The organism is Paracoccus sp. SCN 68-21 (genome assembly GCF_001724535.1).
Lineage (GTDB): Bacteria > Pseudomonadota > Alphaproteobacteria > Rhodobacterales > Rhodobacteraceae > Paracoccus > Paracoccus hibiscisoli.
This window is the reverse complement of record NZ_MEES01000055.1, coordinates 1-13,076: the sequence shown is the minus strand read 5'-3', so window position 1 is coordinate 13,076 and position 13,076 is coordinate 1. Positions and strand designations below refer to the sequence as shown.

Annotated in this window: 14 protein-coding genes; 5 read left to right on the top strand and 9 right to left on the bottom strand. The window is 70.9% G+C overall.

Annotation, left to right across the window (positions count from 1 at the left end):
• Both ABS73_RS12640 and ABS73_RS12635 read left to right on the top strand, forming a co-directional pair.
• The coding region (locus tag ABS73_RS12640) for an MBL fold metallo-hydrolase (protein ID WP_286693489.1) at nt 1-805 on the top strand (805 nt) is incomplete at its 5' end.
• On the top strand, nt 802-1,167 hold the full coding sequence (locus tag ABS73_RS12635) for a DoxX family protein (RefSeq protein WP_277020370.1): 366 nt from the start codon (nt 802-804) through the stop codon (nt 1,165-1,167). The genes ABS73_RS12640 and ABS73_RS12635, both read left to right, overlap by 4 nt.
• On the opposite strand, the gene dinB is transcribed toward ABS73_RS12635, so the two are convergent.
• The 3 genes from dinB to ABS73_RS12620 are packed head-to-tail and all read right to left on the bottom strand — an operon-like array spanning nt 1,164 to nt 4,620.
• On the bottom strand, nt 1,164-2,243 hold the full coding sequence (gene dinB, locus ABS73_RS12630) for a DNA polymerase IV (RefSeq protein ID WP_277020373.1): 1,080 nt from the start codon (nt 2,241-2,243) through the stop codon (nt 1,164-1,166). The two genes, ABS73_RS12635 and dinB, sit on opposite strands and share 4 nt — an antisense overlap.
• On the bottom strand, nt 2,240-2,959 hold the full coding sequence (gene ygfZ, locus ABS73_RS12625) for a CAF17-like 4Fe-4S cluster assembly/insertion protein YgfZ (protein WP_277020376.1): 720 nt from the start codon (nt 2,957-2,959) through the stop codon (nt 2,240-2,242). Before ygfZ ends, dinB begins: the two co-directional genes overlap by 4 nt.
• Nucleotides 2,956-4,620 carry an ABC transporter ATP-binding protein gene (locus tag ABS73_RS12620; protein WP_277020394.1) on the bottom strand — a complete coding sequence of 555 codons (1,665 nt, stop codon included), beginning with the start codon at nt 4,618-4,620 and terminating at the stop codon, nt 2,956-2,958. Before ABS73_RS12620 ends, ygfZ begins: the two co-directional genes overlap by 4 nt.
• A gap of 299 nt (nt 4,621-4,919) precedes the next feature.
• Between ABS73_RS12620 and ABS73_RS12615 the strand changes: the two genes are divergently transcribed.
• Both ABS73_RS12615 and ABS73_RS16845 read left to right on the top strand, forming a co-directional pair.
• Nucleotides 4,920-5,837, top strand: coding sequence for a pyridoxal-phosphate-dependent aminotransferase family protein (locus ABS73_RS12615; protein ID WP_502686055.1), 918 nt, complete (start codon nt 4,920-4,922; stop codon nt 5,835-5,837).
• Nucleotides 5,795-6,079: a hypothetical protein gene (locus tag ABS73_RS16845; protein WP_502686054.1), complete on the top strand. Its 285-nt coding sequence runs from the start codon at nt 5,795-5,797 to the stop codon at nt 6,077-6,079. Before ABS73_RS12615 ends, ABS73_RS16845 begins: the two co-directional genes overlap by 43 nt.
• A 128-nt stretch (nt 6,080-6,207) precedes the next feature.
• Here the strand turns inward: ABS73_RS16845 and rsmD are convergent, their stop codons facing one another.
• Both rsmD and ABS73_RS12605 read right to left on the bottom strand, forming a co-directional pair.
• Nucleotides 6,208-6,777: a 16S rRNA (guanine(966)-N(2))-methyltransferase RsmD gene (gene rsmD / locus ABS73_RS12610; RefSeq protein WP_277020381.1), complete on the bottom strand. Its 570-nt coding sequence runs from the start codon at nt 6,775-6,777 to the stop codon at nt 6,208-6,210.
• A 76-nt stretch (nt 6,778-6,853) separates the two neighbouring features.
• Nucleotides 6,854-8,056 carry an NAD(P)/FAD-dependent oxidoreductase gene (locus tag ABS73_RS12605; RefSeq protein ID WP_277020383.1) on the bottom strand — a complete coding sequence of 401 codons (1,203 nt, stop codon included), beginning with the start codon at nt 8,054-8,056 and terminating at the stop codon, nt 6,854-6,856.
• Nucleotides 8,057-8,132: 76 nt separating this feature from the next.
• Here ABS73_RS12605 and ABS73_RS12600 point away from each other — a divergent pair, with 76 nt between their 5' ends.
• Nucleotides 8,133-8,618, top strand: coding sequence for a peroxiredoxin (locus ABS73_RS12600; protein WP_277020386.1), 486 nt, complete (start codon nt 8,133-8,135; stop codon nt 8,616-8,618).
• A 69-nt stretch (nt 8,619-8,687) separates the two neighbouring features.
• On the opposite strand, the gene ABS73_RS12595 is transcribed toward ABS73_RS12600, so the two are convergent.
• The 4 genes from ABS73_RS12595 to ABS73_RS12580 form a co-directional block, all read right to left on the bottom strand.
• Nucleotides 8,688-9,830, bottom strand: coding sequence for a GNAT family N-acetyltransferase (locus ABS73_RS12595; RefSeq protein ID WP_277020387.1), 1,143 nt, complete (start codon nt 9,828-9,830; stop codon nt 8,688-8,690).
• 89 nt (nt 9,831-9,919) lie between these two features.
• Nucleotides 9,920-10,669: a glycerophosphodiester phosphodiesterase family protein gene (locus ABS73_RS12590; RefSeq protein ID WP_277020389.1), complete on the bottom strand. Its 750-nt coding sequence runs from the start codon at nt 10,667-10,669 to the stop codon at nt 9,920-9,922.
• Nucleotides 10,669-11,124 (bottom strand): RidA family protein, encoded by a 456-nt coding sequence (locus ABS73_RS12585; protein WP_136855371.1) that lies wholly within the window; start codon nt 11,122-11,124, stop codon nt 10,669-10,671. Before ABS73_RS12585 ends, ABS73_RS12590 begins: the two co-directional genes overlap by 1 nt.
• Nucleotides 11,125-11,168: 44 nt before the next feature.
• On the bottom strand, nt 11,169-13,076 hold a 1,908-nt coding region (locus ABS73_RS12580), incomplete at its 5' end, for a coiled-coil domain-containing protein (protein WP_502686053.1).

Here is a 13,076-nt window from a genome sequence, read left to right as displayed (position 1 = left end):
CGGGCATTTCGATTTCGCGCAGGACCTGATCGTCAACCTGGACAACGCGGCCTATCAATCCGCGCTGCGCGCCGCCTATCTGGACCCCGCCCAGCCCATCCGCGTGCCAGTCAGCGTGCATCTGATCCGCCAGGGCGACGAGCTGACCCTGGTCGATGCGGGCGGCGGCTCGGCCTTTGGCCCGACCACCGGGCATCTGGCCGCCTCGCTGGAGGCGATCGGCGTCGCGCCCGACCAGATCGGGCGGGTCGTGATGACGCATCTGCATCCCGACCATGCGGGCGGGCTGATCGGCGATGCGGGCGCGGTCTTTGCCAATGCCAGCCTGCATGTCCACCAGGACGAGCTGGCCTTCTGGACCGATGAGGATACCGCCGCCGCAGCCCCCCCCGATTTCCAGCCCATCTTCGCGCTGGCCCAGGGCGTGCGCGACGCCTATGGCAACCGGGTCCAGACCTTTGCGGACGATGCCGATCTGGGCGGCGGCGTGACGGTGATGGGCCTGCCCGGCCACACGCCGGGACACAGCGGCCTGCGCCTGTCGGACGGCGATGCGCAGATGGTGATCCTGGGCGATGCCGCAGCGCTGGCCGCGCTGCAGTTCCGCCACCCCGATGCGGGCATCGCCTTTGACATCGATGGCGCTCAGGCGGCCACGACGCGGCGCAACCTGCTGCAGATGGTCACCGCCGACCGGATCGCCGTGGCGGGCACGCATCTGCCGTTCCCCGGCATCGGCCATGTGGAATCGCGCGGCGACGCCTTTGCCTGGGTGCCCGAGGACTGGTTCGCGACCCGCGCATGAACCCCGCCCTGAACCTGACGGGCCGCCTGCTGATCGCGGTGCTGTTCATCGGCGGCGCGGTGCAGAAGCTCCGCGATCCCGCTCAGGTCATCGCCATGATCGAGGGGCTGGGCCTGCCCGGCGCGCTGGTCTGGCCGGTGGCGGCGTTCAACCTGGTCGCCGGGCTGTGCCTGATCCTGGGGCCGCGCGTGCGGGCCTGGGCGCTGATCCTGGCGGTCTATTGCATCGCCACCAGCTGGTTTCACTGGCAGCTGCGCGCCGACCCCTGGCAGGTCACCATCGTGGTCAAGAACTGGGCGGTGGCCGGGGGCCTGCTGATCCTGGCAGCGCAGGGTCCGGGCCGGTGGGTGCGCTGGCGCTAATCGAACAGCGACAGCTGGGCGGGGCCGTCATCGGGGGTCTCGAACCCCGACAGGGTCACGCCCAGCAGCCGCGCGCCGCGCGGATCGGGCAGCACCCCCGCCGCCAGATCGCGGGCGATGGTCAGCAGCTCATCCTGTGACGCAACCGCGTGCCCCAGGCTGCGCGCCCGGGTGATCTGCTGGAAATCGCTGAACTTGACCTTGAGCGTCACGGTGCGCCCGCGCAGGGCGTGGCGCGCGACGGCGGCCCAAACCTTCGTCGCCAGCGGCTCCAGCGCCTCCAGCGCGCCGTCCAGCGTCATGATGTCCGTGGAATAGGTGTTCTCGGCCCCCACGGACTTGCGGATGCGGTCGGGGCTGACGCGGCGGTGGTCGATTCCCCGTGCGATGTTCCAGTAATAGCGCCCGGCCTTGCCGAAACGGCGCAACAGGAAATCCAGGTCCTGCGCGTGCAGGTCGGCCCCGGTGGCGATGCCCATGGCCTGCATCTTGGCCACTGTCGCGGGTCCGACACCATGGAACTTGCCCACCGGCAGGTTCAACACGAAGCCCGGCCCCTGCTCGGGGGTGATCACGCACAGCCCATCGGGCTTGTTCTGATCGGACGCCAGCTTGGCCAGAAACTTGTTGTAGCTGACGCCGGCGCTGGCGGTCAGGCCCGTCGCCTCGCGGATGCGGGCGCGGATCTGAGCCGCGATCTTGGTCGCGGTGCGGCCCTCCAGGTGATCGGTCACGTCCAGATAGGCCTCGTCCAGGGACAGCGGCTCGACCAGCGGGGTATAGTCCAGAAAGATCTCGCGGATCTGGCCGCTGACCTGCTTGTACACGTCAAACCGGTGGCGCACGAAGATCAGGTCCGGGCACAGCCGTGCCGCCGTGACCGAGGGCATCGCGCTGCGCACCCCGAAGACCCGCGCCTCATAGCTGGCGGCGGCGACCACGCCGCGGGCGGCCGATCCGCCCACCGCCACCGGCTTGCCGCGCAGTTCCGGGAAATCGCGCTGTTCGACCGAGGCGAAGAAGGCATCCATGTCGATATGGATGATCTTGCGCGGCCCCGGCGCGGGGTCGGTCACAGCGGGGACAGCCGCGCCTCGCCGGCCTGCATGTCGGGGGCCACGCGGTCGTGGCGGACATGGGCGATGGCCTGCCCGCCCGATTGGGTGAAGACCGTGCCGACCTCGCGCCCCTCGGCGGTGATGGGGGTGCCGATGGGCGCCGCGCCGTCGATGCGCAGCGTGGTCAGGCCCTTGCGCAGTTCGGTCTTGTGCTTCATCCGCGCGGTGACCTCCTGGCCGACATAGCAGCCCTTGCGGAAATCCACGCCGTGCAGACGCTCGAACCCGGCCTCCAGGATATAGGTGTCGTTCGGGATCAGCTCGACCAGCGTCTCGGGGATGCAATGGGCCACCCGGATGGCATCCCAATCGGTGCCGTCATCGCCCGCCACCCCGTAATGCCGCCAGCCAAGCGCCGGGTGGCGCGGATCGGCCACGGCGCCTTCGGGCGCGGGACCGGTGCCGCGGGCCACGGGCATGTCCACCGCCTCCAGCGCGACCTTGCTGCGCAGCTTGTACATGGACAGGCGGCGGATCAGGTCGTCCGCCAGCCGCGCATCCACGTCGATCAGCAGCGCGTCGCCGTCGGGGATGACCAGGAAATCGGCCAGATACTTGCCCTGCGGGGTCAGGATCGCCGCCCAGCAGGGGGCGCGGGTCACGTCATTCGTCACCAGCCCCTGCAGAAAAGGCACGCGGTCCTCGCCGGTCAGGCGGATGATCTGGCGGGTCATTCATGGTCTCCGAATTGCAGCGCGACAAGGCGGGCATAGGCACCGCCCCCCGCCATCAACTGGTCATGGCTGCCCTGTTCGACAACCCTGCCCGCCTCCATCACGACGATCTTGTCGGCATTGCGGATGGTCGACAGCCGATGCGCGATGACCAGGGTGGTGCGCCCCGCCGACAGCCGGTCCAGCGCGTCCTGGACCAACCGCTCGCTGGCGCTGTCCAGCGCGCTGGTCGCCTCGTCCAGCAGCAGCACGGGCGCATCGCGCAGCAGCGCGCGGGCGATGGCCACGCGCTGGCGCTGACCGCCCGACAGGGCCGATCCGCGCGGGCCCACGGGGCTGTCCAGCGTGCGCTGATCGTCCAGGAAGTTGCTGACATTGGCCGCATCCAACGCCGCCGTCAGATCGGCATCGGATGCCGAAGGCCGGCCCATCAGGATATTGTCGCGCAGGCTTTCGTCGAACAGCGCCGATTCCTGCGCCACGGTCGAGAACTGATCGCGCAGCACCCCCAGGTCATAGTCCGCGACCGACGCGCCGCCCAGGGTGACCTGCCCCCGGTCCGGGTCGACCATGCGGGTCAGCAGATTGAACACCGTGGATTTTCCCGCCCCCGACGGACCGACCAGCGCGGTGGTCTGCCCCGCCTCGGCGGTGAAGGACAGCCCGTGCAGCACCACCTGCCCGTCATAGGACAGCCAGACGTCGTCCAGCGCGATCCGCGTGGTGTCTGGCGGGGTCTGGCGGGGACCGGACACGATGGTGGGCCGGGTGTCGAACACCTGATAGATCCGCTCCAGGCTGGCGGCGGCGGTCTGCCAGATGCCCGCCAGCCCGCCCAACCGCCGCATCGGCTGAAAGGCCAGCGCCAGCGCGGTAAAGAACGCCATGAAATCGCCGACGCTGCGGTTGCCCTCCATCACCTCGTTGCCACCCAGGGCCAGCACGGCGACGAAGCCGATGCCGGTGACAATGTCGGTCAGCGCCGGGATCACGCTGGAGGTGGCCGCAACCTTGGTCTCGGCATCGCGGATGCGGCCGACGATGCTTGCGAAACGCGCGGTCTGGTCCGCCTCGGCCCGGTTCAGGCGGATCGAGGCGATGCCGTGCAGCACTTCGTCCAGGCGGGTGGCGCGCAGGCTGGCATTGGCGCGGTTCTGGCGCATCTTGCGGCGGATATAGCGCTGGACCAGCGCCGCCGGCATGATCAGGATCGGCGCCCCCACCAGCGCGCCCAGGGTCCAGACCGGGTCGATGGTCATGGCCACGCCGAAAAGCATCGCCAGGCTGATCGCGTCGCGGGTGGCCCCGGTGATCAGCGTAGCCCAGACCCCCTGCACGGCGATCGTGTCGCCCTGGATGCGCTCGATCATGGCGCCGGGCGAATTGTCGCGAAAGAACCGGCTGTCCAGCGTCAGGATATGCGCCAGCAGCTGCGTTTGCATGGCCGTCGACACCGACAGAGAGATCCGCGTCAGCAGCGCGCGGCTGGACACCAGCGTCACCGCGCGCAGCACGAAAATGCCAAAAATGGCGCCGCCGACCCACCAGATCGCGCCCTCCTGCCGGCCGATAAAGACCAGATCGAACAGCGGCTTCAGCATCCAGCTGATCAGCGCCAGGGTCGACCCCTCCAGCGTCATCAGAAAGAACGCCAGGCCCATCTTGCCCTTGTGCGGGTGCAGATAATCGTCCCACAGCCGCCGCAGCAGGCCGGGCACGCGGGCGGCGTCGGGGCCGGGCGGGACCGTGCCCCCGCGCGTGGCGGCGGCGATCAGGCGGGCGGGGCTGTCTTGGCGCGGGTCCACGGTGTCGTCGGGCCTTTCGGTGGCGGGCGCGCGCGCCCCTTCCTGGTCAGGGCCCAGCCATACCCCGTTCCGGCCCCGTGCCACAAGGCCGCCCCCTGTTGACGCGGACAGGGTGTGGCCCTACCGATCTTGCACGTTGTGAAGGATGATTTGCGATGACCCCTGGCCCCGACCTGATTGCGATTCCCGGCCCCTCGCCGGTGCCCGCGCGCGTGCTGAACGCGGCGCATCGCGCCTCTCCCGACATCTACGGAGCCGATTTGGCGCAGGTGAACCTGCATCTGATGGCCCAGCTGAAGCGGCTGGCAGGCACGCGGGCCCATTTGGCACCCTATATCGGCAACGGCCATGCCGGGTGGGAGGCCGCATCCGCCAACATCTTCGCGCCCGGCGATCTGGCGCTGGTCGTGACCAACGGGCATTTCGGACGCTCCTGGGCCGAGATGACCGAGGGCATGGGCATCACGGTCGAGCGGCTGGATTTCGGCGCCCTGCCCCCCGACCCCGCCCGCCTGGCCGAGCGCCTGTCCCGCGACCCCGAGGGGCGTATCCGCGCGGTGATGGTCTGCCAGACCGACACGGCCAGCGCGACCATGGCCGACATTCCCGCGATCCGCGCGGCGATGGAGGGGCACCCGGCGCTGTTGGTGGTGGATGCCATCGCGTCGCTTGGCTGCGCGCCGATGCGGATGGACGATTGGGGCGTCGACGTGCTGATCGCCGCCAGCCAAAAGGGGATGATGTGCCCGCCGGGCACGGTCTTCGTGTGGTTCTCGGACCGGGCGGCCGCGCGGGGGCGGACGGCGCTGACCTCGCCCTGGTGGGACTGGCACCTGCGGGCGGGGGCGGATGCGCTGTGGCGGTTCTGGGGCGGCACGCCGCCCGTCCAGCAGATCTTCGCCCTGTCCGAGGCGCTGACGATGATCCTGGAGGAGGAGGGGCTGGAGGCCGTCTGGTCGCGCCACGCCCGCCTGGCCCGCGCGACCTGGGCCGCGGTTGATGCCTGGTCGGCGGGGGCGCGCGGCTGTCGGTGGCGGACCCGGCCGCACGCGCGCTGTCGGTCACGGCGGTGACGCTGCCGGGGGCGGATGCGCTGCGGGCCTGGACGGTGCGGGAATGCTGCGTGACGCTCGGGGTGGGCCTGGGCGCGCCAGACCCGACCGGCGCACTGCGCATCGCGCATATGGGCCATTGCAACGCGGGCGTCCTCCTGGGCACGCTTGGCGCGATCGAGGCCGGCATGACCGCCCTGGACATCCCGCACGGCACCGGCGCGCTGGAGGCGGCCGCGGCCAGCATTGCCCGCCCGGCCTGACCAGCCATCGGCGGCAGGCTCCACCGCGCCGGGCCGCCGAAGGCAGGCCCGGCGCCACCGAAGCGGCCCCGCGCCGTCAGGCGCCCCCACGGCCCGCGACCCAACTGGCTGGACGCGCGCCGCCCGCCTCAGCCGGGCATGGCCAGCCGCGCAAGGGTCACCACCGTATCGCCATAGACGCGCCGATCCAGCAGGCTCAGCGCCGCAGGCAGCAGCGGAGGACGCGATTCTTCCCAGATCACGGTCGCACCGGGCGCCAGCCACCCTCCGTCCAGCGCAGAGGCCAGCGCGCGTTCTCCGCGGCCCTGCGCATAGGGCGGGTCCAGGAACACCACCTGATAGCCGCCGCCCCGGCACTCCCCCAACCGGGTGGCATCCCGGCGTAGCAGATCCGTGGCGCCCTGCAGCCGCGCCTTGTCCACATTCTGCCGGATCAGCGCCTGTGCCCGCGCCCCGTCATCGACGAATGTCGCATGCGCCGCCCCCCGTGACAGGGCCTCCAGCCCCAGGGCCCCCGTCCCCGCGAACAGATCCAGCACCCGCGCCCCGGGCAGCGGATTGCCGTGGCTGCCGTTGATCAGCAGGTTGAAGATCGACTCCCGCACCCGGTCGGTCGTCGGGCGCAGATGGGCAGCCGGATCGCCCTGGCCCAGTTCGGCCAGCTTCAGGCCGCGCAGCGTGCCGCCGACGATCCTCATGATTGCGTCCCGCGGTGGCGGCGGGGGGCATCCTGCCCCCCGCACCCCCCTGGGCCAATCAGCGGGCCGGACCCGCTCACGACAGCAGCACCCTGAGATCCGCCACCGTGGGGATGGCTGCCGGATCGGGGCTGAGGCCGCCCTCGATCAGCCGCTTGCCGATCATGTAGGCGCGGGCGTCGTTCAGCGCATCCACGGCAATCAGCGCGCCCCGCCGGTAATACCAGACCGAGGCCGTGTGATCGCCCTGCCCCGCCCGCGTCACGACCTGATCATGGCCCGCATTCAGCCCCGCGATCTGCAGTTTCGCGTCGAACTGATCGGACCAGAACCACGCCTTGGGCGCATAATCGCGGCCCTGCCCCAGCATGTCGTCGGCCGCGCATTCCGCCATGTCGATGGCCCCGCCCACGCTCTCCAGCCGCAGCCTGCCGCCCTGCCACGGCACGCTGGCGCAATCGCCCGCGGCCCAGATCGCCGGGTCGGAGGTCCGCCCGCGGCTGTCCGTGGCGATGCCGTTGTCCAGCGTCAGGCCCGCCGTCGCGGCCAGCGCCGTGTCGGGCAGCACCCCGATGCCCATGATCACCAGATCCGCCGGGATCTGCCGCCCATCGGTCAGCGCCACGCCATCCGCCTGCGCCTCTCCGGTGATGCGGCTGATGGCCGCGCCCTCCAGGATGGTGACGCCATGCGCCTGATGCAGGGCGCGGATCAGATTCGCCGTCTCTGCCGCCGCCACCCGGCCCAGGATGCGCGGCGCGGCCTCGATCAACGTGACCGCCAGCCCCAGCTTGCGGGCGACCGCCGCCGCCTCCAGCCCGATATAGCCGCCGCCGATCACCACCAGCCGCCGCCCCTCGCGCATCTGCGGGGCCAGCGCGTCGACGTCCGCCAGCGTGCGGATCACATGCGTGCCCGGCAGATCGCCGCCCATCGCCGCGGGCAGGCGGCGCGGCACCGCCCCCGTCGTCAGCGCCAGCGCGTCATAGGCATAGGTCCCCCGCTCGGTCGTCAGCACCCGCCCGGCCGCGTCGATCGACAGCGCGGTCTCCGACAGGTGCAGCCCGATGCCCTGATCGCCCCACCAGTCGGGCGCGCGCAGCGTCAGGCGGTCCAGCCCCATCTGCCCCAGCAGATAGGCCTTGGAGAGGGGGGGCCGCTGATAGGGGGCCGCGGGTTCATTGCCGATCACGGTCAGCGGCCCCTCATGCCCCTTGGCCCGCAGCCGCGCCGCCATCGAGGCCGCCGCCTGCCCCCCACCCACGATCACGATGCGCATCCCGCGTCCCCTGCTGGCCTGTCCGTCGGCCGCACCCTATAGTCGCCGCGAATCCGTTGCAATTCAGGAGCGTTCCATGACCATCACCGCCGGAGACAGACTGCCCAGGGGCCAATTGCTGCGTGTGGGCGAGGCCGGCCCCGAGGCCGTCGACACCGCCGAACTGATGAAGGGCAAGATCGCCCTGTTCGGCCTGCCGGGCGCCTTCACGGGCACCTGCACCAACGCGCATATGCCCAGCTTCGTGCGCCATGCCGACGCGTTCCGCGCCAAGGGCGTGCTGCGCATCGTCTGCATCACCGTGAACGACCCGTTCGTGGTCAAGGCCTGGGCCGACCAGACCGGCGCGACCGAGGCAGGGATCGAGGTCCTGGCCGATGCCGATGGCAGCATGACCAAGGCCCTCGGCCTGGACTTCACCGCGCCCCCGGTCGGCTTCTTCGGCCGCTGCAAGCGCTTTGCCGCCCTGATCGAGGATGGCGAGATCAAGGCCATCGACGTCGAGGACAGCCCCGGCAACTGCACCGTCAGCGCCGGAGAGGCCCTGCTGGAAAAGGTCTGATCCACCGCGCGACACCGGGGGGTCCGGGGGGCTGGCCCCCCGGCCCTTCGCGGGACGCAAAACGCCCGGTCACGGCGACAGGTCACCCTTGCGAAAGGGCGTGAACTCGGCCAGCGCCTCGATCTCGGCGCCCATCGCGTCGCGCTCATGGCGCAGATAGCCCTCCAGCGCGCGCAGAAAGCCCGGATCGCGCACCCAGTGCAGCGAATGGATCGGCACCGGCTCATATCCGCGGGCCAGCTTGTGATCGCCCTGCGCCCCCGCCTCGACCCGCGCCAGTCCATGGGCGATCGCATGGTCGATGGCCTGGTGATAGCACAGCTCGAAATGCAGAAAGGCGTGGTCCTCGGCGCAGCCCCAATAGCGGCCATAGATCGCGTCGGGACCCAGGAAATTCAGCGCCCCCGCGATGGGCATCCCGTCCGCCTCGGCCAGAACCAGCAGGATGTCGTCGCGCATCGTCTCGTGGATGCGGTCAAAGAACGCCCGCGTCAGATAGGGCTGTCCCCATTTGCGCGCGCCGGTATCCTGATAGAATTCCCAGAACGCGTCCCAGTGATGCGGCCTCAGATCGTCGCCGCTCAGATGGCGGATGGTGCCGCCGAACCCCTGCGCCCGCGCGCGTTCCTTCCTCAGGTCCTTGCGCTTGCGCGAGGACAGCGCCCCCAGGAAATCGTCATAGCTGGCATAGCCGCGGTTCAGCCAATGATACTGCTGGGTGATGCGCGGCAGGAACCCCGCCGCCGCGCCCAGGGCGGCCTCGGCCTCGGTGCAGAAGGTCACATGCGTGCCCGACACGTCCAGCCGTCCGGCGACCTGCATCATCCCGTCCAGCAGCGCCGCCCGCGCCATGTCGTCGCGCGCCAGCAACCGCGCGCCGGTCGCGGGAGTAAAAGGCACCGCGCATTGCAGTTTCGGGTAATAGCGCCCGCCCGCCCGAACGTAAGCCTGCGCCCAATTGTGGTCGAAGATATATTCGCCCTGGCTGTGCGATTTCGCATAGAGCGGCGCCGCGCCCACGATGGCGCCGTCGCGTTCGACCGTCAGGTGCAGGGGCTGCCAGCCGCTGCCCGTGCCTACCGATCGCGACTGTTCCAACGCCAGCAGAAAGCGGTGCGAGGTAAACGGATTGCCGTCGCCCAGCCCGTCCCAGACATGCGGGTCGATGGCGGCGATGGAGGGATGGGTCGTCAGGGTCAGCATGTCGCTCATGCCCGCAAGATAGGCGGTCCGCAGCGCCTTGTCAGGGGCCGCCTGTGTCGCGGGGCACCGAATGGGGTGCCCCGCCGCATTTTCCGGCATCACTGCACCGGGCGATAGCCCTCGAAGGTCACGTTCTGCGCGACGCGGCGGGCCTGCGCCTCCTCCTCCGCGCTGCGGATGGTCCAGCACAGGACGGCCACCCCCTGCGCGCGCAGCGCGTCGACGCGAGGATTGTCCAGATCGCCCTTGTCATGCGAGATGAAGCAGGCACCCACCGCGTCGAAATCGCGGATCTGCGCCAGATCCTCGCGCCGGGCCGGGGCCACGCGGGTCCAGTCGGCCTCGGGAAAGGCGCAGGTGGTCAGGCCGACCGGCACATCGGGCGCGGCCTCGTGAAAGGCGGCGATCATGTGCGGGTTGAAGGACATGACCGCGACCGGTCCATCATAACCTGCCAGCGCCTCGGCCACACGCGCGGGCAGTGTGCCGACATTCGGGCCGCAGGCGCCGTCCTGGTCCTTGATCTCGATCAGCAGGGGCACCTGCCCCGCGACCAGCTCCAGGAACTGCGCCAGCGTCGGCACCGGCTCATCCGTGCCCATCAGGCGCAGGCCCGCCAGCGTCGCCGAATCGGTCGCGGCCATGAACCCCTGCGCCCCGGTCAGCCGGGTCAGCTGATAGTCGTGAAAGACCATCGGCACACCGTCGGGGCCGGGCTGGATGTCGCATTCGATGCCGTATCCGGCCTCGATCGCGGCGCGGGCGGCGGCCAGGCTGTTTTCCGGAACCCCCGCCTCGTGCAGGCCGCGATGGGTGATGGGCACCGTCAGAAAGCGGGGGTCCAGCATCAGCGGACCTCGAAGATCGCTTCGATCTCGACCGCGACGCCAAAGGGCAGCGACGGGGCCGAGACGGCGGCGCGGGAATGCCGGCCGGCATCCTGGAACACCTCGACCATCAGGTCGGAACAACCGTTGATGACCTTGGGCTGGTCGGTGAAATCGGGGGTGGAGTTCACGAACCCGGTCAGCTTGACCACCCGCGTCACGCGGTCCAGGTCGCCCACGGCCGCCTTCAGCTGCGCGATCAGCGCCAGCCCGCAGCGGCGCGCGGCGGCCACGCCCTCCTCGACCGAGGTGCCGTCGCCCAGCTTGCCGGTGATCAGCCCGTTCTCATCGGCGCTGATCTGCCCCGAGATGAAGACAAGGTTGCCGGTCTGCACAAAGGGCACGTAATTCGCGGCGGGCATGGGGGCTGCGGGAAGGGTGATGCCCTTGTCGGCCAGGGTTTGCTCGATGCTCATGGGGTCCTCGCTCGTGGTTCGGGGCGACCCTAGCGCGGGCCGCGTCAGGCGACCAGAGCCTCGGCGCGTTTCAGGTCCACGCTGACCAGCTGGCTGACGCCCTGCTCGACCATGGTGACTCCGAACAGCCGGTCCATCCGACCCATCGTCACCGCATGGTGGGTGATGATCAGGAACCGCGTGTCGGTGCGGCGCGTCATCTCGTCCAGCAGGTCGCAGAAGCGGCTGACATTGGCGTCGTCCAGCGGCGCGTCGACCTCGTCCAGCACGCAGATGGGCGCGGGATTGGCCAGGAACACCGCAAAGATCAGCGCCATCGCGGTCAGCGTCTGTTCGCCCCCCGACAGCAGCGACAGCGTCGACAGCCGCTTGCCCGGCGGCTGGCACAGAATCTCCAGCCCCGCATCCAGCGGGTCGTCGGATTCGACCAGCGTCAGCCGCGCCTCTCCACCCCCGAACAGCGTGGTGAACAGTGTCGCGAAATTAGCGTTCACCGTCTCGAACGCGGCCAGCAGGCGCTCGCGCCCCTCGCGGTTCAGGCTGCCGATACCGGCGCGGAGCTTCGCGATCGCCGCCTCCAGGTCGATCTTTTCCGCGGCCAGGGTGTCGCGCTCCTCCTCCAGTGCGCGCTTGTCCTCGTCGGCACGCAGGTTGACGGCGCCCAGCGCGTCGCGGGCCTGGCGCAGGCGGGCGATCTGCGCCTCCAGCGCGTCGGCGGGGGCGCTGTCGTCGATCTGGCCCAAGGCTGTGCGCAGCTGGTCGGGGGTCTGGTCGGTCTCCTCATGGATGCGGGCGCGGGCCATGACCTCGGCCTCGCGGGCGGCCTCGGTGCGCGCCTCGCGGGCGGCGCGGGCCTCGCGGGCCTCAGAGGCCAGACGCTCGGCCTCGCGCTCGGCCAGGGCGGCGCTGCGGGCGGCCTCCTCGGCTGTGTGCAGCGCGTCGCGGGCGGCGGTCAGGCGGGCGGTCAGCTGGACCTCGCGGGCAGTCAGGGCGTCGCGGCGGTCGGCCAGGATGGCGGGCTGGTCCTGAGCCTCGGCCAGCTCTGCCGCGCGCGTGCCCGCCTGAGACAGCCGCAGCCGCCAGCCGGAATCTTCGCGCGCGATCTCCTGCAGGCGTTTCAGGCGGGCATTGGCCTCGCGCTTCAGTTCGTCCAGGGCGGCGCGGCGGCTCATGGTGGCGATGCGCGCGGCCTCCACCCCGGTGCGGGCATGTTCGACCGCCGCCGCCGCATCGCCCCGGTCCGGCAGGGCCGCCAGCTGCTGTTCGGCATCGACCAGACGAAGGCGCGCGTCACCGGCATCTGCGCAGTGGCGCGCCAGTTCGGCGCCCGCCCCATCGGCGCGGCTGGCGGCCATGGCCAGATCCGATTCGGCCCGCGTTGCGGCGCGGGCGGCATCCGACAGCAGGCGCTCTGCCTCGCGGCGCGCATCGCGGGCGGATTTCTCAAGGGCCGCTGCATCGGACAGGGCGGCGCGGGCCTCCTCATGCACGTCGCGCGCATTGTCCGCGCGGGCGCGGGCCTCGTCGGATTGCGCGGCGATCTGGGCCAGCTCGTTGACCTTCTGCAGATGCAGCGCCGCGGCCGAGGTCGCCTGCCCCGCCATCACCCGCATCCCGTCCCACCGGAACAGATCGCCCGCAGGGGTCACCAGCCGCTGACCGGGCGCCAGCGCGGCCTGCATCGCCACCCCCTGCGCCGCGTCCAGCACCAGCCCGGTCTGGGACAGCCGCCGCCCTAGCAGATCGGGGCCCGCCACATGCGGGGCCAGGGGCTGCACGCCCTGAGGCAAAGGCTGCGGCGCGTCCCAACCGGGCAGCGCGTGCCAGCCCGACCCGTCGCCCGTCACCCCCGCCCGCAGATCGTCGCCCAGGGCGGCACCGAACGCGGCCTCGTATCCGCGCGCGACCTGCACCCGGTCCAGCAGGGTGCCCCCCCCCGACTGGCCGCGTTC

Bases quoted from the DNA above. Each gene is read 5' to 3' on its own strand.
- ABS73_RS12615 (WP_502686055.1), top strand. From the start codon at position 4,920: ATGACCCCTGGCCCCGACCTGATTGCGATTCCCGGCCCCTCGCCGGTG.
- ABS73_RS12635 (WP_277020370.1), top strand. From the start codon at position 802: ATGAACCCCGCCCTGAACCTGACGGGCCGCCTGCTGATCGCGGTGCTG.
- ygfZ (WP_277020376.1), bottom strand. From the start codon at position 2,959: ATGACCCGCCAGATCATCCGCCTGACCGGCGAGGACCGCGTGCCTTTT.
- ABS73_RS12590 (WP_277020389.1), bottom strand. From the start codon at position 10,669: ATGCTGGACCCCCGCTTTCTGACGGTGCCCATCACCCATCGCGGCCTG.
- ABS73_RS12595 (WP_277020387.1), bottom strand. From the start codon at position 9,830: ATGAGCGACATGCTGACCCTGACGACCCATCCCTCCATCGCCGCCATC.
- ABS73_RS12600 (WP_277020386.1), top strand. From the start codon at position 8,133: ATGACCATCACCGCCGGAGACAGACTGCCCAGGGGCCAATTGCTGCGT.
- ABS73_RS12585 (WP_136855371.1), bottom strand. From the start codon at position 11,124: ATGAGCATCGAGCAAACCCTGGCCGACAAGGGCATCACCCTTCCCGCA.
- ABS73_RS12620 (WP_277020394.1), bottom strand. From the start codon at position 4,620: ATGGGCCTGGCGTTCTTTCTGATGACGCTGGAGGGGTCGACCCTGGCG.
- rsmD (WP_277020381.1), bottom strand. From the start codon at position 6,777: ATGAGGATCGTCGGCGGCACGCTGCGCGGCCTGAAGCTGGCCGAACTG.
- ABS73_RS12605 (WP_277020383.1), bottom strand. From the start codon at position 8,056: ATGCGCATCGTGATCGTGGGTGGGGGGCAGGCGGCGGCCTCGATGGCG.